Source organism: Kitasatospora sp. NPDC057965, assembly GCF_042887135.1.
Lineage (GTDB): Bacteria > Actinomycetota > Actinomycetes > Streptomycetales > Streptomycetaceae > Kitasatospora.
On sequence record NZ_JBHVPZ010000002.1, the window covers coordinates 339,364 to 365,386 of the forward strand.

28 protein-coding genes are annotated in these 26,023 nt (G+C 75.5%); 13 read left to right on the forward strand and 15 right to left on the reverse strand.

Annotation, left to right across the window (positions count from 1 at the left end; all coding sequences use genetic code 11):
* Nucleotides 1-906 carry a carbohydrate kinase family protein gene (locus tag ACFVVU_RS03465; RefSeq protein ID WP_387788200.1) on the forward strand — a complete coding sequence of 302 codons (906 nt, stop codon included), beginning with the start codon at nt 1-3 and terminating at the stop codon, nt 904-906.
* Between the two features lie 111 nt (nt 907-1,017).
* Here ACFVVU_RS03465 and ACFVVU_RS03470 read toward each other — a convergent pair whose 3' ends face one another.
* Nucleotides 1,018-2,055 (reverse strand): endonuclease/exonuclease/phosphatase family protein, encoded by a 1,038-nt coding sequence (locus tag ACFVVU_RS03470; RefSeq protein WP_387788202.1) that lies wholly within the window; start codon nt 2,053-2,055, stop codon nt 1,018-1,020.
* An 11-nt stretch (nt 2,056-2,066) separates the two neighbouring features.
* Nucleotides 2,067-2,792: a M15 family metallopeptidase gene (locus tag ACFVVU_RS03475; RefSeq protein WP_387788204.1), complete on the reverse strand. Its 726-nt coding sequence runs from the start codon at nt 2,790-2,792 to the stop codon at nt 2,067-2,069.
* A gap of 142 nt (nt 2,793-2,934) precedes the next feature.
* On the opposite strand from ACFVVU_RS03475, the gene ACFVVU_RS03480 reads away from it, so the two are divergent.
* Entirely contained in the window at nt 2,935-3,609 is a 675-nt protein-coding gene (locus ACFVVU_RS03480; RefSeq protein ID WP_387788205.1) for a response regulator transcription factor, read from the forward strand.
* Nucleotides 3,606-4,754 carry a sensor histidine kinase gene (locus ACFVVU_RS03485; protein WP_387788207.1) on the forward strand — a complete coding sequence of 383 codons (1,149 nt, stop codon included), beginning with the start codon at nt 3,606-3,608 and terminating at the stop codon, nt 4,752-4,754. The genes ACFVVU_RS03480 and ACFVVU_RS03485 overlap by 4 nt, the downstream gene beginning before the upstream one ends.
* A gap of 115 nt (nt 4,755-4,869) precedes the next feature.
* On the opposite strand, the gene ACFVVU_RS03490 is transcribed toward ACFVVU_RS03485, so the two are convergent.
* A complete protein-coding gene (locus ACFVVU_RS03490; RefSeq protein ID WP_387788209.1) occupies nt 4,870-5,190 on the reverse strand; it encodes a hypothetical protein in 321 nt (106 codons plus the stop codon).
* Between the two features lie 443 nt (nt 5,191-5,633).
* Here ACFVVU_RS03490 and ACFVVU_RS03495 point away from each other — a divergent pair, with 443 nt between their 5' ends.
* The 3 genes from ACFVVU_RS03495 to ACFVVU_RS03505 all read left to right on the forward strand — a co-directional run bounded on the left by ACFVVU_RS03495 (nt 5,634) and on the right by ACFVVU_RS03505 (nt 8,020).
* Nucleotides 5,634-6,425, forward strand: a complete 792-nt coding sequence (locus ACFVVU_RS03495; RefSeq protein ID WP_387788210.1) for a putative protein N(5)-glutamine methyltransferase — start codon at nt 5,634-5,636, stop codon at nt 6,423-6,425.
* A 68-nt stretch (nt 6,426-6,493) separates the two neighbouring features.
* A complete protein-coding gene (locus tag ACFVVU_RS03500; RefSeq protein ID WP_387788212.1) occupies nt 6,494-7,363 on the forward strand; it encodes an NmrA family transcriptional regulator in 870 nt (289 codons plus the stop codon).
* A 105-nt stretch (nt 7,364-7,468) separates the two neighbouring features.
* Entirely contained in the window at nt 7,469-8,020 is a 552-nt protein-coding gene (locus ACFVVU_RS03505; RefSeq protein ID WP_380682297.1) for a DUF1772 domain-containing protein, read from the forward strand.
* Nucleotides 8,021-8,044: 24 nt separating this feature from the next.
* Here ACFVVU_RS03505 and ACFVVU_RS03510 read toward each other — a convergent pair whose 3' ends face one another.
* Nucleotides 8,045-8,806, reverse strand: coding sequence for a CPBP family intramembrane glutamic endopeptidase (locus ACFVVU_RS03510; RefSeq protein WP_387788213.1), 762 nt, complete (start codon nt 8,804-8,806; stop codon nt 8,045-8,047).
* A 153-nt stretch (nt 8,807-8,959) separates the two neighbouring features.
* On the opposite strand from ACFVVU_RS03510, the gene ACFVVU_RS03515 reads away from it, so the two are divergent.
* Nucleotides 8,960-10,048, forward strand: coding sequence for an AraC family transcriptional regulator (locus ACFVVU_RS03515; protein ID WP_387788214.1), 1,089 nt, complete (start codon nt 8,960-8,962; stop codon nt 10,046-10,048).
* 35 nt (nt 10,049-10,083) lie between these two features.
* On the opposite strand, the gene ACFVVU_RS03520 is transcribed toward ACFVVU_RS03515, so the two are convergent.
* From ACFVVU_RS03520 to ACFVVU_RS03535, 4 genes are all read right to left on the reverse strand, one after another.
* Nucleotides 10,084-10,590 carry a DUF1772 domain-containing protein gene (locus tag ACFVVU_RS03520; protein WP_380682294.1) on the reverse strand — a complete coding sequence of 169 codons (507 nt, stop codon included), beginning with the start codon at nt 10,588-10,590 and terminating at the stop codon, nt 10,084-10,086.
* Nucleotides 10,591-10,760: 170 nt separating this feature from the next.
* A complete protein-coding gene (locus tag ACFVVU_RS03525; RefSeq protein WP_387788217.1) occupies nt 10,761-11,462 on the reverse strand; it encodes a histone deacetylase in 702 nt (233 codons plus the stop codon).
* An 11-nt stretch (nt 11,463-11,473) separates the two neighbouring features.
* Nucleotides 11,474-12,505 carry an NUDIX domain-containing protein gene (locus ACFVVU_RS03530; RefSeq protein WP_387788218.1) on the reverse strand — a complete coding sequence of 344 codons (1,032 nt, stop codon included), beginning with the start codon at nt 12,503-12,505 and terminating at the stop codon, nt 11,474-11,476.
* A 49-nt stretch (nt 12,506-12,554) separates the two neighbouring features.
* On the reverse strand, nt 12,555-13,097 hold the full coding sequence (locus ACFVVU_RS03535) for a GNAT family N-acetyltransferase (protein WP_387788220.1): 543 nt from the start codon (nt 13,095-13,097) through the stop codon (nt 12,555-12,557).
* A 273-nt stretch (nt 13,098-13,370) separates the two neighbouring features.
* Between ACFVVU_RS03535 and ACFVVU_RS03540 the strand changes: the two genes are divergently transcribed.
* From ACFVVU_RS03540 to ACFVVU_RS03565, 6 genes are all read left to right on the forward strand, one after another.
* Nucleotides 13,371-15,068, forward strand: coding sequence for a protein kinase (locus ACFVVU_RS03540; protein WP_387788222.1), 1,698 nt, complete (start codon nt 13,371-13,373; stop codon nt 15,066-15,068).
* Between the two features lie 172 nt (nt 15,069-15,240).
* A complete protein-coding gene (locus ACFVVU_RS03545; protein WP_387788224.1) occupies nt 15,241-15,726 on the forward strand; it encodes a histidine kinase in 486 nt (161 codons plus the stop codon).
* A gap of 83 nt (nt 15,727-15,809) precedes the next feature.
* The gene (gene pepN / locus ACFVVU_RS03550) at nt 15,810-18,302 is read left to right on the forward strand and encodes an aminopeptidase N (protein WP_387788225.1); all 2,493 of its coding nucleotides are present in this window, start codon (nt 15,810-15,812) and stop codon (nt 18,300-18,302) included.
* Nucleotides 18,303-19,336: 1,034 nt separating this feature from the next.
* A complete protein-coding gene (locus ACFVVU_RS03555; protein WP_387788227.1) occupies nt 19,337-19,645 on the forward strand; it encodes a GNAT family N-acetyltransferase in 309 nt (102 codons plus the stop codon).
* On the forward strand, nt 19,642-20,091 hold the full coding sequence (locus ACFVVU_RS03560) for an OsmC family protein (RefSeq protein ID WP_387788228.1): 450 nt from the start codon (nt 19,642-19,644) through the stop codon (nt 20,089-20,091). The genes ACFVVU_RS03555 and ACFVVU_RS03560 overlap by 4 nt, the downstream gene beginning before the upstream one ends.
* A gap of 23 nt (nt 20,092-20,114) precedes the next feature.
* A complete protein-coding gene (locus ACFVVU_RS03565; protein WP_387788230.1) occupies nt 20,115-21,077 on the forward strand; it encodes a pirin family protein in 963 nt (320 codons plus the stop codon).
* Between the two features lie 514 nt (nt 21,078-21,591).
* Here ACFVVU_RS03565 and ACFVVU_RS03570 read toward each other — a convergent pair.
* Genes ACFVVU_RS03570 through ACFVVU_RS03600 form a run of 7 tightly spaced genes read right to left on the reverse strand, consistent with a single transcriptional unit; the run spans nt 21,592 to nt 25,795 of the window.
* A complete protein-coding gene (locus tag ACFVVU_RS03570; RefSeq protein ID WP_387788232.1) occupies nt 21,592-23,454 on the reverse strand; it encodes a complex I subunit 5 family protein in 1,863 nt (620 codons plus the stop codon).
* A gap of 6 nt (nt 23,455-23,460) precedes the next feature.
* Entirely contained in the window at nt 23,461-23,805 is a 345-nt protein-coding gene (locus ACFVVU_RS03575) for a sodium:proton antiporter (protein WP_387788233.1), read from the reverse strand.
* Nucleotides 23,802-24,542 (reverse strand): MnhB domain-containing protein, encoded by a 741-nt coding sequence (locus ACFVVU_RS03580; RefSeq protein WP_387788234.1) that lies wholly within the window; start codon nt 24,540-24,542, stop codon nt 23,802-23,804. The genes ACFVVU_RS03575 and ACFVVU_RS03580 overlap by 4 nt, the downstream gene beginning before the upstream one ends.
* A complete protein-coding gene (locus tag ACFVVU_RS03585) occupies nt 24,539-24,811 on the reverse strand; it encodes a Na(+)/H(+) antiporter subunit B (protein ID WP_387788235.1) in 273 nt (90 codons plus the stop codon). The genes ACFVVU_RS03580 and ACFVVU_RS03585 overlap by 4 nt, the downstream gene beginning before the upstream one ends.
* Complete coding sequence (locus ACFVVU_RS03590; protein ID WP_387788236.1) at nt 24,808-25,095, reverse strand: cation:proton antiporter; 288 nt, start codon at nt 25,093-25,095, stop codon at nt 24,808-24,810. The genes ACFVVU_RS03585 and ACFVVU_RS03590 overlap by 4 nt, the downstream gene beginning before the upstream one ends.
* Nucleotides 25,095-25,352: a monovalent cation/H+ antiporter complex subunit F gene (locus tag ACFVVU_RS03595; protein ID WP_387788237.1), complete on the reverse strand. Its 258-nt coding sequence runs from the start codon at nt 25,350-25,352 to the stop codon at nt 25,095-25,097. The genes ACFVVU_RS03590 and ACFVVU_RS03595 overlap by 1 nt, the downstream gene beginning before the upstream one ends.
* Nucleotides 25,349-25,795 carry a Na+/H+ antiporter subunit E gene (locus tag ACFVVU_RS03600; RefSeq protein WP_387788238.1) on the reverse strand — a complete coding sequence of 149 codons (447 nt, stop codon included), beginning with the start codon at nt 25,793-25,795 and terminating at the stop codon, nt 25,349-25,351. Before ACFVVU_RS03600 ends, ACFVVU_RS03595 begins: the two co-directional genes overlap by 4 nt.
* Nucleotides 25,796-26,023 lie beyond the last annotated feature (228 nt).

The following is a 26,023-nucleotide window of genomic DNA, read 5'->3' on the forward strand; positions in this document are numbered from 1 at the left end:
GTGCTCGGAGTGCTCGGCGACCTCGTGGAGGACATCGTCGTCTGGGTGGCCGGCCCGCTGCGGCACGGCACCGACTCCGACGCCCGGGTCTTCCGGCAGCGCGGCGGCAGCGCCGCCAACGTCGCCGCCTTCGCCGCCGGACAGTGCCCGACGAGGTTCCTCGGCTGCGTCGGCGACGACCCGGCCGGGCACGGCCTGGCCGCCGAACTGGCCGGCCACGGCGTGGACGTCAGGGTCGCGCGGCACGGGCGGACCGGCAGCATCGTGGTCCTCATCGACGACGCCGGCGAGCGCACCATGCTCCCCGACCGGGGCGCGGCCACCCTGCTGGAGACCGTCCCGGACGCCTGGCTGAACGGACTCACCCACCTGCACGTGCCCGCCTACTCCTTCGACGGCGAGCCGGTCGGCACGACGGCCGTCGACGCGCTGCGCCGGGTCCGCGCGGCCGGCGGCACCACCTCGCTGGACGCCTCCTCGACCGGGATGCTGGAGGGCTTCGGCCGCGAGCGCTTCCTGGCCCTCGCCGCCGAGCTCGCGCCCACCCTGCTGTTCGCCAACCGCGAGGAGTCCGCGTTCCTGGGGCTGCTCACGGACGGGCGCCCCGGGCCGCAGCGTGCCCGGCTGGCGGCCACGACGGTGGTCACCAAATCCGGGGCCGAGGCGACCACCGTCGACGTGCCGGGGGAGCGGCCGTTCACCGTGCCGGTGCCGCCGGTCGGCGAGGTCCGCGACCTCACCGGCGCGGGCGACGCCTTCGCGGCGGGCTTCCTCGCCGCCTTCCTGGACGGCCGGCTGACGGGCACCGGGCTCGGCGAGGCCGGGCTGCGCGAGGCCGCCGCGCGGGGGCACCGCTGTGCGGCGCGGGTGCTCGCCTCGCCCGGCGCGTCCTGCCCGCCGGACTGAGTCGTACGCGCTACCCGCGCCGCCGTCCTCGGACTGCCGACAGTTCGAGGGCGGCGGCACGGCGGCACACCGCCGCGGCCCGCACCGTCCGGCCGTAGGGAGGCACGGCCGTCACCCCGTGAGCCTCGCCGCCACCGGGCGGTGGTCACTGGGCGTCGCGGGGAGCGTCCAGGTGTCGGTGGCGGAGACCTCGCGGGTGAGGATGTGGTCGATGCGGACCAGGGGGAGAGCGGCCGGCCAGCTGAATCCGAAGCCGGTCGCGGCGGGCCTGAGGCGCTCGGTGAGCGGGGCGAGGGAGCGGTCGCCGGAGGCCGTGTTGAGGTCGCCCAGCAGGAGCACCCGGCGCAGTGGCTCGCCGTCCAGCGCCTCGGCGAGGGCGGCGATGTCCCGGTCGCGGTGGGCGGTGGCGAATCCGGCGAGGGTCGTCCGCACCGAGGCGAGGTGCGCCACGTAGACGGCCAACGGCCCGCCGGGGGCCTGGACTTCGGCCCGCAGGGAGCGGTTCCAGCCGGGGTCGATGATCAGCCGCCGGGACTCCGTCACCGGGTACCGGCTCCACAGGGCCACGGTCCCGGTGCGCGCGTAGTGGGGCAGTGCCCTGTCGAGCACGCTCCGGTAGGCGGGCAGGGCGGCGTCGGTGACCTCCTCCAGCGCGACCAGGTCCGGGCCGGCGGCGAGCAGCGCGCGGGCGGTGCCGGCCGGGTCGTGGTTGGCGGCGTTCACATTGTGGGTGACCACCGTCAGGCCCTGCCCGCCGGGTGCGCCCGGCGCCCCGCCGGACAGCAGCAGCGGTCCGAACACCACCGCCCACACCGCGGCCAGCACCCCGCCCGCGCAGGCCGCCGTCGGAGCCCGGCGCAGCGCCGCGCACAGCAGCACCGCCGGCACCGTCAGACCGCTCCAGGGCAGGGCGCTCTCCCACAGACGGCCGAGGCCCAGGCCCAGGTCCGGTACCAGCCGGTGGCCGCCCAGGGCGAGCGCGGTGAGCAGCCCGAGTGCGGCGGGCACCAGCCCGCGCCGCCGGCGCGGTCGGGGCCGCTCCGCGGGTGCGGCCCGCCGGCGCCGGGGCGGGCGGGGCGACTGGGGGGCCTGGGGCGGCTGGTCGGCTTCGGCGCGGGGTTCGGGGAGGACCGCGGTGATCGCCGTCATGATGCGCCTCCTCATCCCGCGGCGTCCTGGAGCTGCGCCGGGCAGGTCCCGCCGGGCCGGGTGAGCAGTTCGAAGTGCCAGATCTCGTTGGCGTACACCTGGCACAGCCCGTACTCGGCGCCGTGCTGGACGAGCCAGTAGTCGGCGTCGGTCGGGCCGACGTCGACCGCCTTGCCGGTGACGTGCGCGGACTTGTCCGGCGTGTTGACGAACTGCCGGGCCCGCTCCGGGCTCCCGTACCTGATCACCGCCCGGTCCAGGAGGCGCTGCTGGTAGGCCTTGCTGCGCCAGCCGGAGGTGACGGTCATCTCGATGCGCTGGGCCCGGGCGTCGGTGGCCGCCCGCTGCAGGGCCTCGCGCAGGGGGGCGTCCAGGTTGCCGACGGCCGGGGTGGCGGTCTCGAAGGGGCTCGGCGCGCGGCCGTCGGGTATTTCGCCGTCCGCCTCCGGCCCGGTGGCGGTCGCGGTGGCGGTGGGCTTCGCGGTGGTCGTCCCCGTCGCCGTCCCCGTTCCCGTGGTGACGGACGGGGTGGCCCGGGAGCCGGCGGTGGCCGCCGGCGCGGGCAGGGCGGCCCGGGTGCCCGCCGGGTCGGCGGCGCACGCGCCGGCCAGGGCCAGCAGCGCCACGGCCGAGGCACCCGCGGCCAGCCGCCGCCGGCCGGCCCGCGCCGTCGTCCCGGCGGGCGTGCCCGTCCCCGTGCCCGTCCCGGTGTCCGTCTTCGTGCGGGGCGTGTCCATCGCTGCCTCCCGATGTGCTCGTGTGTTCCGGGACCATTGGAGGAGGCGCCGTGTTGCGAGGACGTCTGCGCGAACCGATACGTTTTCGATAGGCCCCATCGGGTCCAATGGGGTGTGAACAGCGAAGACAGGAGAACGGCACGTGCGGGTCCTGGTGGTGGAGGACGAGATCTATCTCGCGGAGGCGGTGCAGGCCGGGCTGCGGCTGGAGGCGATCGCCTGCGACGTCGTGACCGACGGTGACGCCGCGCTGGAGCGCCTGGCCGTCCACGGCTACGACGTCGTCGTCCTCGACCGCGACATCCCCGGCACCCACGGCGACGACGTCTGCCGCAGCATCGTCGAGCGCGGTCTGGGCTGCCGCGTCCTGATGCTCACCGCCGCCGCCCGCCTCCACGAGAAGGTCGCCGGCTTCGAACTCGGCGCCGACGACTACCTCACCAAGCCCTTCGACCTCGCCGAACTCGTCGTACGGCTGCGCTCGCTGGCCCGCCGCCCGGCCCAGGCCGCCCCGCCCGTGCTGGAGTACGCCGGAGTGCGCCTGGACCCCTTCCGTCGCGAGGTCTACCGCGACGGCCGCTACGTGGGCCTGTCCCGCAAGCAGTTCGCCGTCCTGGAGGTCCTGATGGCGGCGCGCGGCGGCGTCATCAGCGCCGAGGACCTGCTGGAACGCGCCTGGGACGAGAACGCCGACCCCTTCACCAACGCCGTCCGCATCACCATCTCCGGCCTGCGCAAACGCCTCGGCGACCCGTGGGTGATCCAGACCGTGCCGGGCGTCGGCTACCGCCTCGGCGTGGAGGAGTCCCGACGGTGAACGGACCCTTCCGTGCCGGGCGCCCGCGCGGCACCCGCCCGCGCCGGCTGACCGCCCGGATGCGGCTGACCCTCAGCTACACCCTCTTCGCCGTCACCGCCGGCACCCTCTCGCTCGCCGTGGTGTACGTCGGCATGAAGTACATCCCCAACTACCCCCTCACCTCCGCCAGTCCCCGCTACCGCTCCGACGCCCCCTCCCGCCAGGAGATCCTCGAATCCCTCCTCCGTGCCGGCGGCTACGCCCTGGCCCTGCTCACCGCGGTCGGCATGATCGGCGGCTGGCTGATCGCCGGCCGGGTGCTGCGCCCGCTCCAGGACATCACCCGCGCCGCGCACCGCGCCGCGAGCGGGGCGCTGGAACACCGGATCGCCCTCGCCGGTCCGCGCGACGAGTTCACCGAGCTCTCCGACGCCTTCGACGAGATGCTGGCCCGCCTCCAGCGCTCCTTCGAGGCCCAGCAGCGCTTCGCCGCCAACGCCTCCCACGAGCTGCGCACCCCGCTGGCGATCACCCGCACCATGCTCCAGGTCGCCGCCGCCGACCCCGCCGGCCAGGACTGGGGCAAGCTGGTCACCCGCCTCCAGGACACCAACCAGCGCGGCATCGAGATCAGCGAGGCCCTGCTCCAGCTCGCCGATCTCGGCCACAGCGAGCCCGAACTCGGCCCCACCGACCTCGCCGCCGCGGCGGAGGAGGCGCTCGCCGCCGTCCGCGAGGAGGCCGCCGCCCTCGGCGTCCGGCTCACCGCGGAGCTGCGCCCCGCCCCGACCACCGGCAACCCGGTGCTGCTGCGCCAAGCGGCCGTCAACCTGCTCCACAACGCGTTGCGGCACAACCTGCCCGCGGACGGGCGGGTCACCCTCGCCACCGGGGCCGACCCGCAGCGGCCGGGGTGGGCGCGCCTCACCGTCGCCAACACCGGCCCGGTGCTGACGGAGGAGGCCGTGGCCACCTTCACCGAGCCCTTCCTGCGCGGGCGCGGGCGCACCGCCGAGAGCGATCCGGCCCGCCGCGGCCACGGCCTGGGCCTGGCGATCGTGGCGGCCGTCGCCGAGGCCCACCACGGCGAACTCCAGCTGGCCCCCGAACCGGCCGGCGGCCTCCGGGTGACCCTCGACCTGCCCGGCGCGCCCGAGGAGTAGCGCGCCGACGGCGTCCCTCCGCCACCGGCGGCTACGGCGCGCCGGCCCAGTGCCGTCCGCCCACGACGCCGCCGCGCCCCCTCGGCCGTACGAGGGGGCGCGGCGGCGCGGACCGTCAGTCCAGGGCCAGGAAGCTGCCGACGTGCTCGTCCGGCCGGAACTCGCCCGGGCCCAGGGGGTTGAGGATCTTGGTCTGACAGTTGCCGTCGGGGAACAGCAGGATGGTGCCGCCGGTCCGGTTGGCGATCGCGGTGTCGGCGCCGAGGCCGGGGTAGCACTGGCCGCCCTGCGGGTCCCGGGTCTGCTTGAACTGGCTGCCGTTCTCCTGGATCACGACGCCGGGCGCCGCCGAGGCGGTCGGGATGTTGACGAAGGACAGGGCGAGGACGCCGGCGGTGGCCACGAGGGCCGCGCGGGGACCGAAACGAATGCGCATGGGGAACTCCCGTACTGGGTCGATGGGGGGACGTCATCGGGAGCCCGAAGCCCGAGTGGCCGGCGCCTCGCCGCTCCCGGTGATGGGTACCCGGCCAACCACCGGCCGCCCGGGTGGGACCGGTGGTTCACCCGAAGAGCTTCGGGCACCCGCCGAGTCGGTGGCCGGAGCACCGCGAAGAACCGGGCGCGGCCGCGTCGCGGGTGCGGTATGGTGACGGGCGCCGCAATAGAGCGAGTAGAGACGGGGAGGTGAGAACCCATGACCGCTGTGCCGGAACGGGTGCTCCCCGGCCGCGACGGCGACACCCTCGTGCGGGACCACGCCCGGCCCTAGCGCCGGCCGCGGTCCGGAGCGCGCGGGAGCGTTCGCCGTCCGGCCAGGCATCGGGCGGGAGCCCCGGGTCGGACGACGTCCTCCCACCTGTGCTCCGAGGGGTTCCCTTGCCTGTCCACCCGTCCACCGACCTCCGCTCCACCGTCACCGCCCGGCTGCGCGCCGCCGGTTGCGTCTTCGCCGAGGACGAGGCCCGCATCCTGCTCGCCGCCGCCGCGACGCCCGCCGAACTCGCCGCCATGGTCCGCGACCGCGCCGCCGGCCGACCGCTCGAACACGTCGCGGGCTGGGCCGAGTTCGCCGGTCTGCGGATCGCCGTCGACCCCGGCGTCTTCGTGCCCCGCCGGCGCAGCGAGTTCCTGGCCCGCGCCGCCGGTGCGCTCGCCCGCGAGAACGCGCTGGTGGTCGATCTGTGCTGCGGCACCGGCGCCCTCGGCGCGGCGCTCGCCGCCACCGCGGGCCACCCCGTCCGGCTGTACGCCGCCGACCTCGACCCCGCCGCCGTCCGCTGCGCCCGTCGCAACCTCGGGCCGAGCGGCGCCGAGGTGTTCGAGGGGGACCTCTTCGACGCCCTGCCGGCCGGCCTGCGCGGCCGGGTGGACGTGCTGCTCGCCAACGTCCCGTACGTGCCCACCGCCGACATCGCGCTGCTGCCGGCCGAGGCCCGGCTGTTCGAGGCCCGCCCGGCGCTGGACGGCGGCGCCGACGGCCTGGACGTGCTGCGCCGGGTGGCCGCCGACGCCCCGCACTGGCTCGCCCCGGGCGGCGCCCTGCTCTTCGAGACCAGCGACCAGCAGGCCGTCACCGCCCTCGGCGTGGTCACCGCCGCCGGCCTGACCGCCGCGCTCGGCCACGACGAGGACCTCGACGCCACCGTGGTCACCGCCCTCCGCCCGTAGACGCGCACACATGCGGCTGAGCGCGACGGCCATGTCCGGGCGGCGGCGCGCGGAGTTGACTGATGCCCATGAACGAGAACACGAACGAGAACGCGAACGGCACCCAGCAGGCCGGCACCTCCACCGCCGCCGCCCGGACCGTCCTGGTCACCGGCGGGACCGGCAAGACCGGCCGGCGCGTGGCCGAGCGCCTCACCGCGCTCGGCCACACCGCCCGGCTCGGCTCGCGCACCGCGCCGGTCCCGTTCGACTGGGACGACGACACCACCTGGGACGCCGCCCTCGACGGCGTCGGCGCCGCCTACCTCGCCTACTACCCCGAGCTCGCCTTCCCCGGCGCGGTCGAGACCGTCGGGGCCTTCGCCAGGCGCGCCGCCAAGGCCGGGGTCGACCATCTGGTGCTGCTCTCCGGGCGGGGCGAGGAGGCCGCGCAGGCCGCCGAGGCGGCGGTCGCCGCGGCCGGCACCGGCTGGACGGTGGTCCGCTGCTCCTGGTTCGCCCAGAACTTCTCCGAGAGCTTCTTCCTGGAGGCGGTGCTCGCGGGTGAGCTGGCGCTGCCGACCGGCACCGCCGTCGAGCCGTTCGTCGACGCGGACGACATCGCCGACGTCGCCGTGGCGGCGCTCACCGAGGACGGCCACGACGGCGAGATCTACGAGCTGACCGGCCCGCGCCTGCTCTCCTTCGCGGACGCCGCCGCCGAACTCTCCGCGGCGACCGGGCGGGAGATCCGCTTCACGGCGATCACCGTCGAGGAGTGCCGCGCGATGCTGGCGGCCCTCGGCCTGCCCGGCGACTTCGCCGACCTGTTCACGATGATCCTGGACGGCCGCAACGCCAGCCTGGCGGACGGCGTGCGGCGGGCGCTCGGCCGGGAGCCGCGCGACTTCGCCGACTTCGCCCGGGACGCCGCGGCCTCCGGCGTCTGGAAGGTCTGAACACCCCTGCCGAACCCCGCGGTTCAGCACCCCTGCGGTCCGGGGACCCCGCACCTGGTCCCCGGGCCGCCGCCCGCCCCGGCGCACACCTCCTGGAGCCCGCTCATGTCCACCACCGCCACCGCCGCCACGACCGCCGTCACCACCCCCGCCCGCGAACTCGCCGCCACCGGCCCGGTGCTCGCCACCGCCACCACCGCGATGGGCCTGATGTCCGGCCTCTTCTTCGCCTTCGACGTCTCCGTGATGCCCGGACTCGCCGCCGGGGACGACCGCACCTATGTGACCGCGATGCAGAACATCAACACCGCCATCACCAACCCCGTCTTCGGCGCGGTCTTCCTGGGCGCCCTCGCCATGCCCGCCGTCGGCACCTGGCTGCTGCACCGCTCCGGGCGGCGCGCCGCCACCCTGTGGACGGCCGTGGCGACCGTCCTCCACCTCGCCGCGCTCGTCCTCACCACCGCCGTCAACATCCCGCTCAACGACCGGCTCGCCGCGGCCGGCGACCCCGCCGCCATCACCGACTTCGCCGCCGTCCGGGCCGCCTTCGCACCGACCTGGACGACCGCCAACATCGCCCGCACCGTGCTCTGCACCGCCGCCCTGGCCGCCCTCACCCGGGCCCTCCTGGTCCACCGCCGGGCCGGCCGCTGAGCGGTCGGAGCGGGAGGCTCACGGCTACGACCGGACCGGAGCGCCGCCGGTCGCCTCCGGTGCCGGCACCCGCCGCACGTGCCGGCGCAGCAGCACGAGGCCCAGTGCGAGGCTGACGAGCATATCAAGTCCCTGCAGCCAGTCGGGCGTTCGGCCGGGCGAGTAGATCCCCAGGTAGTCCGCCTGGGCGTGCACCAGGACCAGTGGCCAGACGCTCCCGATGACGAGGCGTGCCGCGCCGAGGCAGAACCCGAACAGGCCCGCGGACAGCAGCTGCCACCGGGTGTCGTTCCAGGACGCCCCGAAGAACAGGTAGTTGTCCAGGTGGGCCGCCCCGAACAGGACCGCGCTCAGCGCCACCGAGCGCACCGCGCCCAGCGGTTGGGCGACCTGGAGGACCAGCGCCCGATAGCCGAGCTCCTCGCTGAGGCCGATGCCGAGCGTGAGCACCGCGCCGCCGATCAGCGTCGGCGTGTCGCCTTCGAGGCCGGGTAGCGTCGCGAGGCCGGACACCACCACGACCGGCAGCAGCACCGGCCAGCGGGCGAGCCCGCCCCAGGTCGCCACCCCCGCGACCCGCGTCATCCCCCAGGCCCGCAGCAGTGCCAGCGCCGCCGCGGCGGCCACCAGGTTGACCACCGTCGGACCCAACTGCGGGAACCAGTGCGGCGTCAGCGGCGGCAGCGCCTTCGCCACCAGCACCACCACGCCCTGCCACCCCAGCGCGAGTTCCACCGCCCCGAGCACCGGCCTCCGGCGTACGTGCTCTCCCCAGCGCGTCACCATGCTGCGAGCATAGGCCACACCCCGGGACCCGAAGCCCCGCGATTCCGGTCATCGGCGGTGCGGGGCCGGGCCGGGCGGCAGGGCCGCCGGACGGATGCGACAGTGGATCAACTGTCCGGCGCGGCGTGGTGAAACCCCCTAGGCTTGCCCGCCATGGACACCCTGACCGGGCTGCTCGACGGCCCCAAGGCCCGCGGCGCGTTCGTGCTGCGCTCCGTCCTCAGCACGCCGTGGGCACTGCGGATCGAGGACCGCGCACCGCTGTCGCTGCTCACCATGCTGGACGGCGAGGCGTGGATCCTGCCCGACGGCGGGCAGCCGGTGCTGGTCCGGCCGGGGGACCTGGCGCTGCTGCGCGGGCCGGACGCCTACACCGTCGCGGACGACCCGCGGACCGCGCCGGAGATCGTCATCGGACCCGGGCAGATCTGCTCCAAGGACGGCGTCAGCGTCGCCACCTCGATGGCCCTCGGGGTGCGGACCTGGGGCGAGAGCCGGCCGGGCGACGAGCACCCGTCGGTGATGCTGACCGGCACCTATCTGGCCGAGCACGAGATCGGCCGCCGGCTGCTGGCGCACCTGCCGACCCTGCTGGTGCGACCGGCCGGGGTGAACACCACCGAGGACACCCTGGTCCGGCTGCTCGCCACCGAGGTCACCCGGGCCGAGCCCGGCCAGGAGGTGGTGCTGGACCGGCTGTTGGACCTGCTGGTGGTCGGGGTGCTGCGCGGCTGGCTGGCCGCCCCGGACGCCGACGCGCCCGGCTGGCTGCGGGCCCAGGCCGACGAGGTGGTCGGCCCCGCGCTGCGGCTGCTGCACGACGACCCGGCCCGGCCGTGGACGGTGGCGTCGCTCGCCGCCGAGGTCGGGGTCTCCCGGGCCGGGCTGGCCCGGCGGTTCACGGCGCTGGTCGGCGAGCCGCCGATGGCCTACCTGGCGAACTGGCGGCTGACGGTCGCCGCCGACCTGCTGCGCGACCCGGAGCTCACCATCGCGGCCGTGGCCCGGCGGGTGGGCTACGGCGACGCGTTCGCGCTCAGCACCGCGTTCAAGCGGGTGCGGGGGCTGACCCCGCAGGAACACCGCCGGCCGGCCGCCGCCGGCGCTCCGGAGGCCGGCCCGGACGGCGTTCCGGGGAGCGCGCGGGGGGATGCTCCGGCGATGGCGGCCGGGGCGGCGCGGGGAGCCGGGGCGCATCCGTCCTGGCCCGGGCCCACCACGGTGGTGCTGGCGGCCGGCTGAGCGCCGAACAGAGTCCAACCGGATTGCCGGGAGCCTCAGTTCGGCCTCATGTCGCAGTGCAGGACCAGCGCCCAGCAGAGGAAGCCGAGTGCCGCGGTGGACAGCAGCGCCCGCGCCGCGGTCCACCGCATCCGGCGCGCGCCGCACCGGTCGAACGACTCGGCGGGCCACGCCCGGTCCGCCCGGCCCGCCCCGTCCGACCGGTCGGCGTCCGCCAGCGCCTGGCTCAGCGGGAGGTTGACCACCCTGGTCGCCACCAGTGAGCCGGTGTAGCAGACCAGCGCGCCGACCGACGCCGGCAGTGCCTGGCGTGCGTCGCTCGGCAGGTGCAGCAGGACGGACGCGCCCGTGAACACCAGCGCGCCGACGAAGCCCAGCAGGTACCACCCGTTGAGGACTGCCACGTTGAGCCGTTGCATCACCTGGACCACCGTGAGACTGTCGGCGGTGCGCAGCCCCGGTGTCAGCGAGGCGTAGGTGTAGAAGAGCCCGGAGGTCACTCCGGTGGTGACGGTCGCCGCCACCAGTGCGAAGACCCGCATCGCCTCCATGCCGCCCTGCCCCCGTCCTCTCGGTCGGCGCCGCCCGGTCGAAGCGGCCCCGAGTGCCGATCATCCGTCATCGAACGGCCGATTGCCCACCGAATTGGCCGATAGGGCAATGACGATGACGCATGGTCATGGCTCGGCGGCCGGAACCCGCCCGCGGAGGCTCAGCCTCCGCTGCGCCGCCCGGCGAGCGCGGTGAGCAGCGCGTCGACGGTCCAGTGCCCGGCGGCGCCCGGGCGGGTGCTCAGGTAGGCGGCGGTGCGGCGCGGCGACCAGCCGTGCGCCTCGGCCAGTCCGGTGGCGAGGTTGCGCAGGTAGCGGGCGCGCGGGGGGTTGAGCGGGGCCTCGGCCAGGGACCACGGGGCGGTGAACGTCAGCACCGGGACGCCGTCCAGCGTGCCGGGGCACACCAGGGTCTGGTACCGGCCCGGCCCCTGCGGGTCGCGCCCGGTCCGCAGCACGGTGGCCAGGTCGAGGTCGGTGCCCGGCCCGCCGCCCATCTCCTGGGCGGCGATGTCGCTGAACTGTTCGGCGGTCAGCAGGTATGCCCGGGCGGGCACGGTGCCGGGGCGCTGCGGGTCGTGGAGGGCCAGGCCGCCGCCCCAGGTCCGCGACTCCAGGGCGAAGTAGAGCAGCCCGGGCAGCCGTACCGGCACCGAACGCCGGGGCGGGCCGGCGTCGCGGCAGCCGGGGTAGTCGCGTTCGCCCTGCTCGGGCCGCCCGCCGCGCAGGTAGCAGGCGAGCCGCCCGGCGTGCATGTTCGAGCCGTACGCGGCGTACCAGACCAGCGGCGGCGGCCCGGCCGGGGTCGGGTCGGCGGGAACGGGGTCGGTCGGCGGGCCGACGAGCGGTCGGATCTGCTCCACGGCCGGTGACGCTACCCGCCCGACCCGCCGGGAGTCCGGACGACAGACCCGAGCTGGGTTCGCGACGGCCCGGGCGGGTAGCCGGCGGTGACGGCGCGCCCGGCCGCGCGGGCCGCCAGCGCCTGCCGCGCCGCGTACCCCCGGGCCGGACCGGCCGCGGCGTCCAGCTCCTCGCCCGGATGGAACCAGGCCCAGTCGGTGATCTCCCCGTCCGGGCAGTGGAGCCGGACCGACGCGGGGTCGGCGGTGCCGAAGTCGTGGAAGAACTGCACGATGGGGTGGTCCGCGCCCGGCGCCGGATGCTGCCAGACGACCGCGAGCAGCGGCCCGGGCGGCCGGTCGAGGCCGGTCTCCTCCAGCAGTTCGCGGGCCGCCCCGGTCGGCGAGTCCTCATGGGCGTCGAGCACGCCGCCCGGGAAGTTCCACCGTCCGGCGTCCGGCCGCCGGTCCGGCTCCCGGACCCGCGACATCACCATCAGCAGCCGGCCGTCCGGCGCGGTCACCACGGCGGCCGTGCACAGCCACGCGCGCGGCGTCGTGGCCAGCCATTGGGGGCGTGGAAGGTGCGGCCGCGCCGGAGCGTGCGCCCGCAGGAACCGGACGGTGGCGGGGGAGACGCCGGGAAGGTTGTCCGTGAAGAACCAGGCGTGCGTGGAGTGCCGGGGGAGCACGAGTCGGTCCAACGCGCCGGGCGCGGTGGCCGACAGCGCGAACACCTGCCGCCGCGCCGGGTGGGGCCCGCCGCCGGGCCCGTCCTCGAACACCCCGGCCGGTCGCACCGCCTCGGCGGTCACCCCGCAGACCTCGGCCAGCGCGCGAACGGCCGCCGCCGCCGGGGTCTCGGCCGGGCGGACGGGGACGGACGGCAGCTCCCAGCCGCCGTCCGGGCGGCGCAGCAGCAGGACCCGGCCGATGGCGTCCGTGACGAGCGCGGCGGCGACGAGCTCGGCGCCGGCGGGCACGTTGACTGCAGGCACGTTGACGGTGGGTTCGGCGGCCGCGGGTTCGGCGGTGAGCGGTGAGGGGCGGGACGGACGCTCCACCTGGAGGCCTCCTTCGACGGGACGGGTGGGCCCACGGGACGGCGGTGCGTCAGTGGCCGCCGGGCGGTGGTCGTGTGGCCCCGAGGTCCAGCCGCATGTACCCGTCCACCGGTCCGAAGCCGAGCGTCCGGTACAGCGGAGCCCCGGCCTCGGTGGCCCGCAGCTCGATCGACCCGCAGCCGCACGCCCCGAGCGCCTCGACCAGCGCCGCCGTGACGGCGCGGGCGTGCCCGCGCCGCCGGTGCGCCGGGTCGGTGACCACCGTGTGGATCCGCCCCCACCGCCCCGTCGGGTGGGTCGGGCCCCGGTAGCCGCGGTAGACGATGCCGATCGCGCAGGCGGCCAGCCCGCCGCCGTCGGCCGGCACCACGTAGGCGAGCAGGTCCGGGTCGCGGCCCAGCCGGGCGCGCATGTCCTCGCGGAAGGTGGCGCGCCATGCCTCGTCCAGCGGTCCGCCGTCCAGCACCGCGACCCGCAGCCGCAACAACTCGTCCGCGTCCCCGGGCCCGGCCGGCCGTACCCGGTCACCCGCCGCGTCCGCACCCGCCGCGTCCCGACCCGCCGCGTCCTGACCCGCCGAGTCCCGACCCAACCCGGTCACCTCCGTCCGTCGCGCGCCGCCCCGGTGCCGGTGCGGCCCCTACCCGCCCGCACCCGGCCCGGAACCCCCGAGGGCCGGGCGGGGTGGGGCGGCCGAGCAGGGAGCGGAGGACCCGGCCCGTCGGACCGCCGGGCCCGCGTGCCCCGAGCCCCGCCCCCCTTCTCCGCCGTGACGCCGACTCGGGCGCGGACGGGTCGCCCACGGACCGCCGGGCCGCCCGGGTGGCCGCCGCCGCTGTCCATGGCGGCCCCTACGATGTCCGGCATGAACACTGGGGCGCCGGAGACGCGGCTCGTCGACAACCGCTTCGAACTGCTGGAACGACTCGGCGGCGGAGGCATGGGCCTGGTCTGGCGCGCCCGCGACACCATGCTGCACCGCGAGGTCGCGCTCAAGGAGGTCCGCCCACCGGACCCGGCCATGGCCGCGGCCGACCCCGCCGCCGCCGACGAACTGCGCGAGCGCGTACTGCGCGAGGCCCGGGCGCTCGCCCGCCTCCAGCACCCCAACGTCGCGGTGATCCACCACATCGTCGACACGCCCGGCCACCCCCACCCGTGGCTGGTCATGGAGCTGGCCACCGGCGGCAGTCTCGCCGACCGGATCGCCCGCGGCCCGCTCACCGTCCCCGAGGCCGCCCGGATCGGCCGCGGCGTGCTGGCCGCGCTGCGCGCCGCGCACGCGGCCGGCATCCAGCACCGCGACGTCAAGCCCGCCAATGTGCTGCTGCGCGCCGACGGTACCCCCGTCCTCACCGATTTCGGCATCGCCGCGATGCAGGACGCCACCGCGCTCACCGCCACCGGCGCGCTGATCGGCTCGCCCGAGTACATCGCGCCGGAGCGGATCCGCGGCGAGGAGGGCAACCCGTCCTCCGACCTGTGGTCGCTCGGCATGCTGCTGTACGTCGTGGTCGAGGGCCACCACCCGCTGCGCCGGTCCACCTCGCTGGCCACCCTCGCCGCCGTGCTCGACGAGCCGCTGCCGCCGCCGACCCGCTGCGGGCCGCTGGGGCCGGTGCTGGCCGCGCTGCTGGCCCGTGACCCGGCGGTGCGGCCGGACGCCGCGCAGCTCGACCAGGCGCTCGCGGCGGCCGAGACGGGCGCCGGTGCCGGACCGCACCCGGGCCAGTACGCCGGTCCGTCGGGCACGGCGTACCTCCCCGCGCCCGGCGTCGGCGGGGCCGTCGACGGGACCGGGACCCACTACCTGGGCCCGACCGGCCCGGCCGCGATGCCCCCGCCGCCGAGACGCCGCCGGACCGGGGCCGCCGTCACCCTCGCCGTCACCGGGGTCGCCCTGGCGGGCGTGCTCGCCTGGACACTGCGCCCCGACGGGACCGGCGGCGCGGCCGGCGTGGGCAGCGCCCCGAGCGGGTCGTCGGCCACCGCCGGTGCGGCCGGCTCCCCGGCGGTCCCGGGGGACACCACCGCGCTCACCGGCCCGGCCGTCCCGCCCTCCCTCACGCCGCCCGCGGCGGGCACCACCTCCGCCACCCCGGCCGCCAAGCCGTCGGCGAACACCTCCAAGGACCTGATGACCCCGGACGGCGTCCGAACCGTCGTCGCGGCGATCACCGGGCAGAGCGGCGGTACGAAGGTCAAGGCGCTCAACGTCTACCCGGGCTACGCCAACGCCCAGGTGCCGACCGCCGACGGGCGTGGCTACGACTGGTACGACTACCGGGACGGCAAGGTCACCAAGCGCACCGGCGGGCCGTTGGGGAAGGACAAGCCGGTGGACCTCGCGCAGTACGACTGGGACGTCGTCCCCGCCCTGCTGAAGAAGGCCAACGACACCCTCAACGTGAAGGACCCGACCAGCCGCTACCTGGTCATCGACACCTTCCCGGGCGACGGTCTGGCGAGCATCCGGGTCTATCTCTCCGACGAGTACCACAACAGCGGCTACTTGCTGGCGGACACCAAGGGGAACGTGCGCCGCACCTTCGCCGCCGACTGAGCCCGCCACCGCGCAGGCCGCCCGACCGGGACGGACCGGTGGGAGCCGGGCCGGGCCACGGACGGTGCACCAGCACAGGGCGGGCGGCCCGTCGGTGGACCATGCTGGACTGGTCCCGTGCCGCGCCGAGCCCCGGCACCGACCGACCGCCGAGCGAGGAGCCGTCGCGACCATGAGCGAGAACCACCACGTCCTGCTGCTCGACTTCACCGACCGCGCCGCCTGCCGGGCCGCCTTCGAAGAGGCCGCCCACCTGCCGGGCCTGCGCCAGTCCGCGATCGTCGAGCGCCTGGCCGACGGCACCCTGGACTTCCCCGCCAGCCAGGTGCGCGGCGCGGGCGCGCCGACCGTGGGCGCGGGCGTGGTCGGCGGCCTCGCCGGACTGCTCGGCGGCCCGATCGGCGTCCTGCTGGGCTGGGCCGCCGGGACGGTGATCGGCAACGCCGCCGAGACCTGGCGCGACCACGAGGGCGGCGCCGGGCTGATCGTGCTCAGCGAGGAGGTGGACGAGGGGCACAGCATGCTGGTGCTCGACCTCGCGGAGACCTCGCCGGACCCCGCCGACGCGCTGGCCGCCCGCCACGGCAGCACGCCCCGCCGCATCCCGGCCGCCGAGCTGGCCGAGCGCGTCAAGGCGGCCCGCCGCGCCGCCGAGTAGCCCGCCACGCCGCTGAGCACCGCGGTGCGCCCGGAGCGGAAAACCAGGTGTCGTTCGCCGCCGGAGGGAGCAACATGCTCGATATGTCTGATACCTCAGTACTCACCCGGGCCGAGGCCGTCGAACGCCACCAGCTGCTCGACGTCCGCACGGCCCACGTCGACCTCGACCTGACCCGCGGTCGGGAGGTGTTCGGCTCCACCACGGTGATCCGCTTCGGCTGCACCGCCCCGGGCGCCGGGACCCACGTGGACGTCAAGCCGTCCGTGCTCCACCGGGTCGTGCTGAACGGTCGCGAGCTCGACGTCGCCGCGCTGCGGGCCGGGCGCTTCCCGCTGACCGACCTGGCGGCCGAGAACGAGCTCGTCGTCGAGGCCGACATGGCCTACTCGCACACCGGCGAGGGCATGCACCTGTTCACCGACCCGGCCGACGGCGAGGACTACGTCTACACCCAGTCCTTCCTCGACGACGGCCCGCGGGTGTTCGCCTCCTTCGACCAGCCGGACCTCAAGGCGCGGTACACGGTGTCCGTCACCGCGCCGCAGCCGTGGACCGTGGTCGGCAACGGCGTGTCCGACCAGGTCACGCCCGGCCGCTGGGAGTTCGCGCCCACCCCGCCGATCAGCAGCTATCTGGTCTCCGTGGTGGCCGGCCCGCTGCACTCGGTGCGCGCCGAGCACGACGGGATCCCGCTCGGCCTGCACTGCCGCCGCTCGCTCGCCGCCCACCTGGACGCCGACGCCCCCGAGCTGCTGGAGATCACCCGGCAGGGTTTCGACCACTACCACCGCGCCTTCCGGCACCGCTACCCCTTCGACAGCTACGACCAGTGCTTCGTCCCGGAGTTCAACGCCGGCGCGATGGAGAACCCGGGCTGCGTCACCCTGCGCGACGAGTACGTCTTCCGCTCCGCCGTCGACGACACCAAGCGCGAGGAGCGCGCCCTGGTGGTGATCCACGAGATGGCGCACATGTGGTTCGGCGACCTGGTCACCATGAAGTGGTGGGACGACCTCTGGCTGAACGAGTCCTTCGCCGAGTACATGGCCTACGGCGTCACCGCCGCCTCCACCCGCTTCGGCGCCGCCTGGACCGGCTTCGCCGCCAACCGCAAGACCTGGGGCTACGACGCCGACCAGCGCCCCTCCACCCACCCGGTGGCCCCCACCACGGTGGAGGACACCGCCCAGGCGCTGCAGAACTTCGACGGCATCTCCTACGCCAAGGGTGCCGCCGCGCTGCGCCAGCTGGTGGCCTGGCTCGGCGAGGAGACCTTCCTGGCCGGAGTCAACGACCACTTCGACGCGCACGCCTTCGGCAACGCCACCCTCGACGACCTGCTCCGGGCGCTGACGGCGGCCAGTGGCCGCGACGTCCACGGCTGGGCGGACCGCTGGCTGCGCACCACCGGCGTGGACACCCTGCGGGTGGCCGACGGCCGCATCGAGCACACCGCCGCCGGCGGCGTCCCGCGCCCGCACCAGCTGACCGTGGGCCACTACCGCCGCACCGCCGAGGGCACCCTGGAGCTGGCCGACCGGGTACCGCTCGACCTGCCGGCCGACGGCGCCGTGCCGCAGCCGGTGGCCGCCGCCGAGCTGACCCTGCTCAACGACACCGACCTCAGCTTCGTCAAGATCCGCCTCGACCCCGGCTCCTGGCGGACCGTGCGCTCCTCGCTCGGCGCCGTGCCCGAGGAGCTGGCCCGCGCGGTGCTCTGGAGCGCCGCCCGCGACCAGGTGCGCGACGGGGAGCTGACGCCCGGCGAGTACCTGGAGCTGGTCGCCGACCACCTGCCCGGCGAGACCTCCGTGCACCTGGTGGACGCGGTGCTCTCCTTCGCCCACGGGTTCGTGGTGGACTGCGCGGTGCCGCCGGCCGACCGCCCGGCGGCACTGGCCGGGCTGGCCCGGGTCTGCCGCACCCTGCTGCGGCGCACCGAGGGCGAGCCGGACCGCACCGGTCTGCGCCTGGTGGCCGCGCGTGGTGTGATCGCCACCGCCGCGGACGCGTCGCAGGTCGCCGAACTGCGTGACTGGCTGGCGGCCGGCACGCTGCCCGGCGGGCCGGTGCTCGACCCGGACCTGCGCTGGCGGCTGCTGCTGCGGCTGTGCGTGCTCGGTGCGGCGGGCGAGCCGGAGATCGCCGCCGAACTCGCCGCCGACCCCAGCGACACCAGCGAGGAGGGCGCCGCCCGTTGCCGCGCCGCGCTGCCCGACCCGGCGGCCAAGGAGGCCGCCTGGCAGGCGCTGTTCCACGGCGAGCTCTCCAACTACCTGGCCACCGCCACCGCCGAAGGCCTGTGGCAGCCCGAGCAGGCCGAACTGCTGGAGGAGCTGACCGTGCGCTACTTCAAGGAGTTGGGACCGGCCTCCGGCCGCCGCGGGCCCGCGCTGGCCCGGGTGCTCACCCGCGCAGGCTTCCCGGCCCACGCCGCGACCGAACGGACGGTGCGGGCGGCCGAGGCCTGTCTGACCGACCCGGACCTCACCGCGGCGACCCGGCGCGGACTGGTGGACCAGCTGGACACGCTGCGCCGCGCGGTCCGGGCGCGAGGGCTGGCCGGGCGGTAGGACCCGGCGGCCGGGGGCGGGCGGCGCAGCGACCCGGGTGGTCGCTCAGCGCCGTCGGCCCCCGTCTGCCGTCTGCGGCGGGCGGCCGTCGGTGGGGAAGCGGTGGTGTGCGCTGCTAGCATCCGCGCATTCCGAACGAAGATCGAACAGGGCGAGGCACGGTGCAGGAAGACCAGCTGCGGAAGCAGGAACAGCCGCAGGAACAGTCGCACGATCAATCGCAGGACCCGGACGGGAGAGCCACGGCCCGGCGCCGCCGCATTGCCGCCGGCGTCGCGGTAGGGGTGTGCACGCTGGCGCTGGTGGGCGCGGGTGGCTGGGCGATGAGCGGGGCGGACACCACGCAGCCCTCACCGACGGGCTCGCCGACCGCCCCGCCGACCGTGTCGACGTCCCCGGCGGCGGCGGCACCGGCCCCGTCCGAGACCTCGCCGTCCGAAGCCCCGCCGTCCGACACCCCCTCCGCTCCCGCCGTTCCGGCCGCTCCGGTGATCCCGGATCCGCCGGCCGCGGCCGAGCCGGCGGCCCCGCCGGCCGCCGAGCCGACGCCCGTCCGACCCGCCTCGCGTCCGACCGCCCCACCGGCTCAGCCGGCCCCGGCGTCCCCGCGCCCGACCGCCCCTCCGAAGGCGGCCCCGAGCGCGCCCCCCGCGCCCCCCGCACCCCCTGCGGCGCCCGCGCCCCCGCCGGTCGAGCCGCCCGCCGCCCCGGCGGTCGCCCCGCCCGCGGCCCCCAAGCCGGCGCCCAAGCCGACCGCCGACCCGCCCGAGGGCCCCGGCCCGGGGGAGTGGACCGTACCGCCACGCCCGGTACCCACCCTGCCGACTCGCCCGGCCTCCTGCCCGCCCGGCCAGATCGCCTCCTGGGACGGCTGCCACCCCCTGCCCCCGCCGATCACACTCTCCTGACGTCCCCTCCCGACGTCCCCCTCGGCTTCCCCCGACCGCCCGGTTCGCGCCGGGCGGCCTTGATCGCACGTTAGTTGAATGCTAAATTACTTCTGACGCCAAGCTCCGAAGCCACAGGAGGCCGCCATGACGACGCCCATCGTTGCCGACAACCCCGAGAAGTCCCGCTACGAGATCACCTCCGACGGCGAACTCGCCGGCTTCGCCGAGTATCACCGGCACGCGAGTGAGATCGCCTTCATCCACACCGAGATCGACCCGCGTTTCGGCGGTCAGGGCCTCGGCGGCATCCTCGCCCGCGCCGCGCTCGACGACGCCCGCGCCAACGAACTCGCGGTGCTCCCGTACTGCCCGTTCATCCGCGGCTGGCTGACCAAGCACCCGGAGTACCACGACCTCGTCCCGGCCGCCCAGCGCGAGCGGTTCGGCCTGTGACCGCCGCGGTCACCGGGGGAGTCCCGGACACCGAGACCGGCTTCGTCCGCGCCGCGGCCGCCGTCGCCACCAGCACCGCCGACGACTACCGCGTCGACATCCGCTCCGGCCGCCACAAGCTGACCGCCGACGAGCCCGAGTCGGCCGGCGGCGCCGACACCGCCACCACCCCGGTCGGCCTGCTGCTCTCCGCGCTCGGCTCCTGCACCGCGATCACCCTGCGGATGTACGCCCAGCGCAAGCAGTGGCCGCTGACCACCGTGCGCGTCCACCTCGGCTACGAGAAGGGCCCGGAGAAGGCCGTCCGCATCACCCGGCGGATCGACCTCGTCGGCGACCTCGACGACGCCCAGCGCGCCCGCCTGCTCGACATCGCCGAACGGACCCCGGTCACCCGCGCGGTCTCCGCCGGCACCCCCATCGTCCCGGCCGCCCCGCGCGGCTAGCCCTCCGGAAAACGAGGCCCACCATGCCTGAACCCGACCTCGCCACCCCGACCGTGCGCGGCGGCCGCGCCGACACCCCGGGCGGCCCCGTCCACGAACTCCTGGCCCCGCGCGAGACGGCCCTCGGCGGCAGCACTGTCGTGCGCCGTCTCCTGCCGAACCTGGGCCGGCGGATGGTGGGGGCGTGGTGCTTCGTGGACCACTACGGTCCGGACGACATCGCGGACGAGCCGGGCATGCAAGTGCCCCCGCACCCGCACATGGGCCTGCAGACGGTGAGCTGGCTGCACGCCGGCGAGGTGCTGCACCGCGACAGCCTGGGCAGCCTGCAGACGGTGCGCCCGCGCGAGCTGGGCCTGATGACCTCCGGGCGGGCGATCTCCCACTCCGAGGAGTCCCCGCGCCCGCACGCCCGCTTCCTGCACGGCGCCCAGCTCTGGGTGGCCCTGCCCGACGCCCACCGCCACCGCGAACCCGCCTTCGAACACCACCCCGACCTGCCCACGGTCACCGCCACGGGCCTGTCCGCCACCGTCATCCTCGGCACCCTCGACGGCGCCACCTCCCCGGGCACCACCCACACCCCCCTCGTCGGCGCCGACCTCACCCTCACCGCCGGCACGGACCTGCGCCTGCCGCTGGACCCCGACTTCGAGTACGCCGTCCTCACCATGTCCGGCACCGTCGACGTCGACACCGTCCGCCTCGACCCCGGCGCCATGCTCTACCTCGGCACCGGCCGCCGCACCCTCCCCCTCCACGCCACCACCGACGCCACCTTCCTCCTCCTCGGCGGCGAACCCTTCGCCGAGAAACTCGTCATGTGGTGGAACTTCATCGGCCGATCCGGTGCCGAGATCGTACAGGCACGAAACGACTGGGAGAAGGGCACCCGCTTCGGTAAAGTCCACGGCTACGACGGTGCCCGACTGAGGGCTCCGGAGCTTCCCGACATCCCCCTGAAGGCGCGCGGACGGGTGCGCTGACCTGGGGCAATACCTCGCTGGCGGCCTCTTCTTCTGCCACTTTCGACAGGGCTTTGGGGGCATCTGGAGGATCCTGGTGAGCGAGTTCCACTCCTCGTGCCTGCCTCTCTGGAAAGGTGACTTGCAGGGCCGGTCGATTCTCAGGTGTGGGCACCTGTCGCAAGGTCTGCCCGTATCGATGCTGACCCATTGCTGACTTTTCTGACTTCGCATCAGCTTTGGTTCGTCGAAGTCGAGGACACCGGTGTCGCGGGCGGCGGCCAGGATGTGCTCGGGGTCGCGGACGTCGGCGTGGACGTAGGCGGTGCGGCTTTCGCGCGATGTCCGGTTGGTGTGGGTGGGAGGTGCCCTCGCCCGGTGTGGCGGGCTGCGTACGACCTGCTGCGCCCTGATAGCGGTCACTGCTCGGTGAGCGAGGCCCATGGGGCGGGGTCCGGTATTCCCGCCTTTGCTGACAGCAGGCCCGAGAGCGGGAGGGCGATGGTGGCTGATGGTCAGGGGTTGTCAGGGCCAGTCACAGCCGAGCGGTGAGGGCGACCAGCAGAGCCGCGAGTCCCACGGCGAGCCAGGCGATGTAGTCGCCCAGGAGGCCGGAGTGCAGGCGGCGCAGGGGAAGGACGAGGATGCGGTGGAGCATGCCGGTGCGGCGTCGGTCCCGGCGGACGGCGACGGTGGCGAAGACGGCGGCCAGCAGGGTGGAGAGCAGTCCGAGCATGACGCCGGAGAACGACCACCAGGCCTCGGGTACGGGTGTGACGGACGCGGTGGGCGATACGGGTGCGGTCGGCTGTCCGAGGACGTCGGCGAGGTAGGCCGTGCGGTCGGTGAAGGCGACGGCGCCCGCCGCGAGCGCCCGGCCGACGCCGGGCAGCGCGCCGACGGCCAGGCAGCCGGCCAGCAGCAGGGCGGGGACGACGACCATCGGGGGAGGCAGTCGGCGGCCGGGCTCGCGGATCTCTGGCCCCTCCCCCTCGCCGGTGGTGGCGGCCACCTCGGGGTGCTCCTCGGGCGGTGGGCCGATCCCGCCGAAGACCCGCAGGCCGGCCCGCAGCACCGCGCCGCCGGTGAGGGCCGACGCCAGGACGAACACCGCGGGAAGCCAGGCCAGCCGCTGGCCGGCGGCTTCCTCGGCGATGGCCTTGCCGAGCCCGGTGCCGAACGGCGGGAGTCCGGCGAGGGCCAGCGCGCCGAGGAAGAACAGCAGACCGGTCCAGCGGAGCCGGCGAGCCCGGCCGTGCAGCCCGTGCTCGTCCACCGAGCCGTACCGGTCGAGCAGCACCCCGGTGAGGCCGAACAGTGCCGCCTTGGCGCCGGCGTGGCCGGCCACGTACACCGCGCTGCCGACCAGCCCGGCCGGGGTGAGCAGCGCCGCGCCGGTCAGGAACAGCCCGACGTGCCCGACCGTCGAGAACGCGAGCATCCGCTTCATGTGCCGCTGCTGCCAGCACATCACGGCGCCGACCAGCGCGGTGAGCACCCCGGCCGTGAGCAGGGTGTCCCGGACGACGGCGTCGGGCAGGCCGCCCGGTCCCGCGAAGACCACCTGGTGGATCCGGGCCACGCCGTACACCCCGAGTTCGACCATCACCCCGGACAGCAGCATGCACACCGGGCTCGGGGCGACGGCGTGGGCGTCCGGCAGCCAGAAGTGGAAGGGCGCCGCGGCCGCCTTGACCAGTGGGCCGGCGAGGACCAGGACGAAGGCGAGGACCAGCAGGGTGTCCGGGCCGCGGCCGGGGGCGGCGAGCCGGTCGAGCTCGGCGCCGATCTGGGCGAGGCCGAGCTCGCCGGTGCGGGCGTAGAGCAGGCCGATGCCGAGCAGCGAGAAGTAGGCGGCGGCCGAGTTGACCAGCCCGAAGGCCATCGCTCCGTGCAGCGGGCGCGGGTCCTCGATCCGGTAGCCGGTCAGCGCGTAGGCGACGGCGCCCATCAGCTCGAAGAAGACGAAGGCGTCGAAGAGGTCGCCGGTGAGCGCGAAGCCGCACATCCCCGCCTCGAAGAGCAGCAGCAGCGCGGGGAACAGGCCGCCGCGCTCGCCGGAGGGCTCGTCGAAGTACCGCCAGGCGTAGCAGATCACGGCGAGCACCAGAACGGACGCGAGCAGGGCGAGGCCGCTGCCCAGCCGGTCGGCGACCAGCACGATGCCGACGCTGTGCCCGTCGCGCGGGGTCCAGCCGCCCAGCCAGGAGACCGCCCGGCCGTCAGGGGCGGTCCGGGCCCACAGCAGGGCGAGGCAGCCGACCTCGGCGGCGGCGAGGGCGGTGGCGAGCGCGTCGCGTCCGAGTCGGGGCAGCCGGCGGCCGGTCACGGCGATCAGGGCCGCACCCAGCAGCGGGACGGCGACGGCCAGCGGCAGCAGGTCGGCGGTGGGGAGCACCGGGCGTCATCCTCGCAGCCCGGTGAGTTCCTCCGGGTCCACCGTGCCGTGGCGCTTGCGCAGTTGGATCACCAAGGAGAGGAGCAGCGCGGTCACGGTCGCGCCGACCACGATGTCGGTGAGCGCCAGCGCCTGGACGACCGGGTCCACCACGGGGGCGTCGGTGGGCAGGTCGGAGAAGACGGGGGCGGTGGCGCCGCGGCGGTATCCGACCGCGAGGAGCAGCACGTACGTGGAGGACTGGGCGACGGACAGGCAGCCGACGGCCTGCACCAGGTTGCGGCTGGTGACCAGGCCGAACAGGCCGACGAGCAGGATCCACCCGGCCACCAGGTAGGGGAGCACGGTCATGTGTTCTCGCCCCGGGGGACCACCTCGACGGCTTGGTCCAGGAAGTGGGCGAGCAGCACGACGACACCGGAGGCCACCTCCACCCCGACGGTGGCGTTGATGACCGCCACCAGCCCGCTGGAGGAGAGCTCGTTGAAGGTCCCGAGCGGCAGGGTGTTGGTGAGGTAGCCGGCGCCCTGGGCGAGGCCGATCAGGCCGAGCGCGGCGAAGGCCCCGGCGGCCAGCGCGTCCGCGACGTCCAGCACGCCGAGCGGACGGATCCGCTTGAGCGCCCGGTAGTCGGCCGCAACGTATGCCAGGTGCAGGGCGGTGGCCAGGGTGACGCCGCCCTGGAAGCCTCCGCCGGGGCTCAACGCGCCGTGGGCGACGAGGTAGCCGCCGGTCAGGACGGTGACCGGCAGCAGGGTGGCGCCGAACAGCCGGGTGGTGGGCAGGACGGGTTCGGCGGTGGCGCGGCGCTTGCGCTCGTCGCGCGCGAGCCGCAGCAGGATGCCCGCGCCGAGTACCGCGCCGAACAGGATCGACTCCTCGCCGAGGGTGTCGAAGGCCCGCTGGTCGAAGTTGACGGAGGAGACGATGTTGGCCGTCCGATGCTCCAGTCCGGCCGCCACCGCCCGTTCACCGTAGGGGTGGTGGACCCCGCCGAAGCCGGGTAGCTCTCGGGCGGCGACGATCAGTGCGGCGGCCAGGACGGAGGCTGCGAGGAGGAAGAGCCCGAGCCGGGTGGTCCGGCTCACTCGGCGCGATCCGGGTGAGGCTCGGCGGTGTGCTCCTGGCGGCGGACCCGGCGGACGGTGAGCAGGATCAGCAGTGGGGTGATCGCGCTGCCGACGCCGAGCTGGGACAGCGCGACGTCGGGCGCCTGGAGCACGGTGAAGAGCAGCGCGAGGCTCAGGCCGAGCAGGGAGAGGACGGCGGCCTGGCGGGCCGGATCGCGGGTGAGCGCAGCCGCGGTGGCGGTGACGGCGGTGAGCAGCAGGGCGATCACGATCAGGGCGTTGGTCATCGTCGTGTCTCCGAGCGGCGGGTGGCCCGGGCCACGGCCATCGTGGTGACGGTGCCGCCGGCTGTCAGCAGCAGACCGATCGCCAGCAGCTTGACTGCCGCGCGGCCGGGGCCGTTGTCCACGGCCAGCGCGAGCGCGACCAGGGGAGCGCCGAGTACGGCGGCGGGGGAGAGGGCGTGCAGACGCGGGTACGGGCCCGGCAGCACGGCGAGCGCGATGGCGGAGAGCAGCAGCGCGGACGTCCCCGTCCAGAGAAGGACCAGCGCCACGACGTGCCGACCCATCAGCGCTCCTCCCCGGCCAGGAAGCGGGTGAACACCAATGTCCCGGCAGGTGCCAGGACGGCCAGGTCGAGCGCCAGGTCGGCGTAGGAAGGGCGGTTGAAGCCCTGGGAGAGCAGTAGCAGGGCGACGGACGTCGCCGTCCCGGCGAGGTTCAGTCCGGCCAGTCGTCGAGGCATGTCCCCGCGGAGCCCGAGCATCAGGCCCGGGGTGATCCCGCCGACGGCGAGGACGACTGCTGCCGTCAGCCAGGCGTTCACTCGGCGCCGCCTGTCAGCGCGCTCTCCAGGGAGGAGGCCTCAGGGCCGAGCGCGTGCACGAGCAGGCACTGCCCGTCGATGTCCACCACATAGGCGCCGGGCGTCGAGGACAGCAGCGCGGCGGCCCATGCGGGCCCGGTGCCGGGTGCGAGTCGGACGGTCCGGAACGCGGAGCGGCGGTGGCCGGGGGAGAGAACGGCGAGCGCCAGTCGGCCGGTGTCGGCCAGCAGCGTTCCCGGGAAGGACCGGATGGCTGCGGCCAGACGGTCCGGACCGCCGGGAGCGGCGCCGGAGACACGCCGGACGGCGATCGCGCCGAACGCCGCGAGCAGGGCGAGGCCGCCGCCCACCGCCAACTCCAGGGGGGACACCGTGCTGATCAGCACGGTGTACAGCACCAGCAACACCCCCCACCAAAGCAGGAGTTCGATCGCCGTTCGCACGTCGTCACTCCCCGTCCCGGTCGTCGGCGCCGCGCCACTGGTGCGGCGAGCGCCCCAGGTGTATCGGACGGGCTGCGGCTGCGTCCCGCGCGCAACGCCGTCGCACGCGGGATCGCCGTGGCGGACCACTCGTTCGCCCGAGCGCGACGCCGGAGTGTCCGATGATCGGACCGGGCTGCTCGGTCGGCGGTTCCTGCGGCTCCGATTCGCGGGCTGGATCGGCCGGAG

Bases quoted from the DNA above. Each gene is read 5' to 3' on its own strand.
- pepN (WP_387788225.1), top strand. From the start codon at position 15,810: ATGTCTGATACCTCAGTACTCACCCGGGCCGAGGCCGTCGAACGCCAC.
- ACFVVU_RS03475 (WP_387788204.1), bottom strand. From the start codon at position 2,792: ATGGACACGCCCCGCACGAAGACGGACACCGGGACGGGCACGGGGACG.
- ACFVVU_RS03565 (WP_387788230.1), top strand. From the start codon at position 20,115: ATGCCTGAACCCGACCTCGCCACCCCGACCGTGCGCGGCGGCCGCGCC.
- ACFVVU_RS03515 (WP_387788214.1), top strand. From the start codon at position 8,960: ATGGACACCCTGACCGGGCTGCTCGACGGCCCCAAGGCCCGCGGCGCG.
- ACFVVU_RS03490 (WP_387788209.1), bottom strand. From the start codon at position 5,190: ATGCGCATTCGTTTCGGTCCCCGCGCGGCCCTCGTGGCCACCGCCGGC.
- ACFVVU_RS03540 (WP_387788222.1), top strand. From the start codon at position 13,371: ATGAACACTGGGGCGCCGGAGACGCGGCTCGTCGACAACCGCTTCGAA.
- ACFVVU_RS03545 (WP_387788224.1), top strand. From the start codon at position 15,241: ATGAGCGAGAACCACCACGTCCTGCTGCTCGACTTCACCGACCGCGCC.
- ACFVVU_RS03470 (WP_387788202.1), bottom strand. From the start codon at position 2,055: ATGACGGCGATCACCGCGGTCCTCCCCGAACCCCGCGCCGAAGCCGAC.
- ACFVVU_RS03500 (WP_387788212.1), top strand. From the start codon at position 6,494: ATGAACGAGAACACGAACGAGAACGCGAACGGCACCCAGCAGGCCGGC.
- ACFVVU_RS03590 (WP_387788236.1), bottom strand. From the start codon at position 25,095: ATGGGTCGGCACGTCGTGGCGCTGGTCCTTCTCTGGACGGGGACGTCC.
- ACFVVU_RS03520 (WP_380682294.1), bottom strand. From the start codon at position 10,590: ATGCGGGTCTTCGCACTGGTGGCGGCGACCGTCACCACCGGAGTGACC.
- ACFVVU_RS03585 (WP_387788235.1), bottom strand. From the start codon at position 24,811: ATGACCAACGCCCTGATCGTGATCGCCCTGCTGCTCACCGCCGTCACC.
- ACFVVU_RS03575 (WP_387788233.1), bottom strand. From the start codon at position 23,805: ATGACCGTGCTCCCCTACCTGGTGGCCGGGTGGATCCTGCTCGTCGGC.
- ACFVVU_RS03505 (WP_380682297.1), top strand. From the start codon at position 7,469: ATGTCCACCACCGCCACCGCCGCCACGACCGCCGTCACCACCCCCGCC.
- ACFVVU_RS03555 (WP_387788227.1), top strand. From the start codon at position 19,337: ATGACGACGCCCATCGTTGCCGACAACCCCGAGAAGTCCCGCTACGAG.
- ACFVVU_RS03510 (WP_387788213.1), bottom strand. From the start codon at position 8,806: ATGGTGACGCGCTGGGGAGAGCACGTACGCCGGAGGCCGGTGCTCGGG.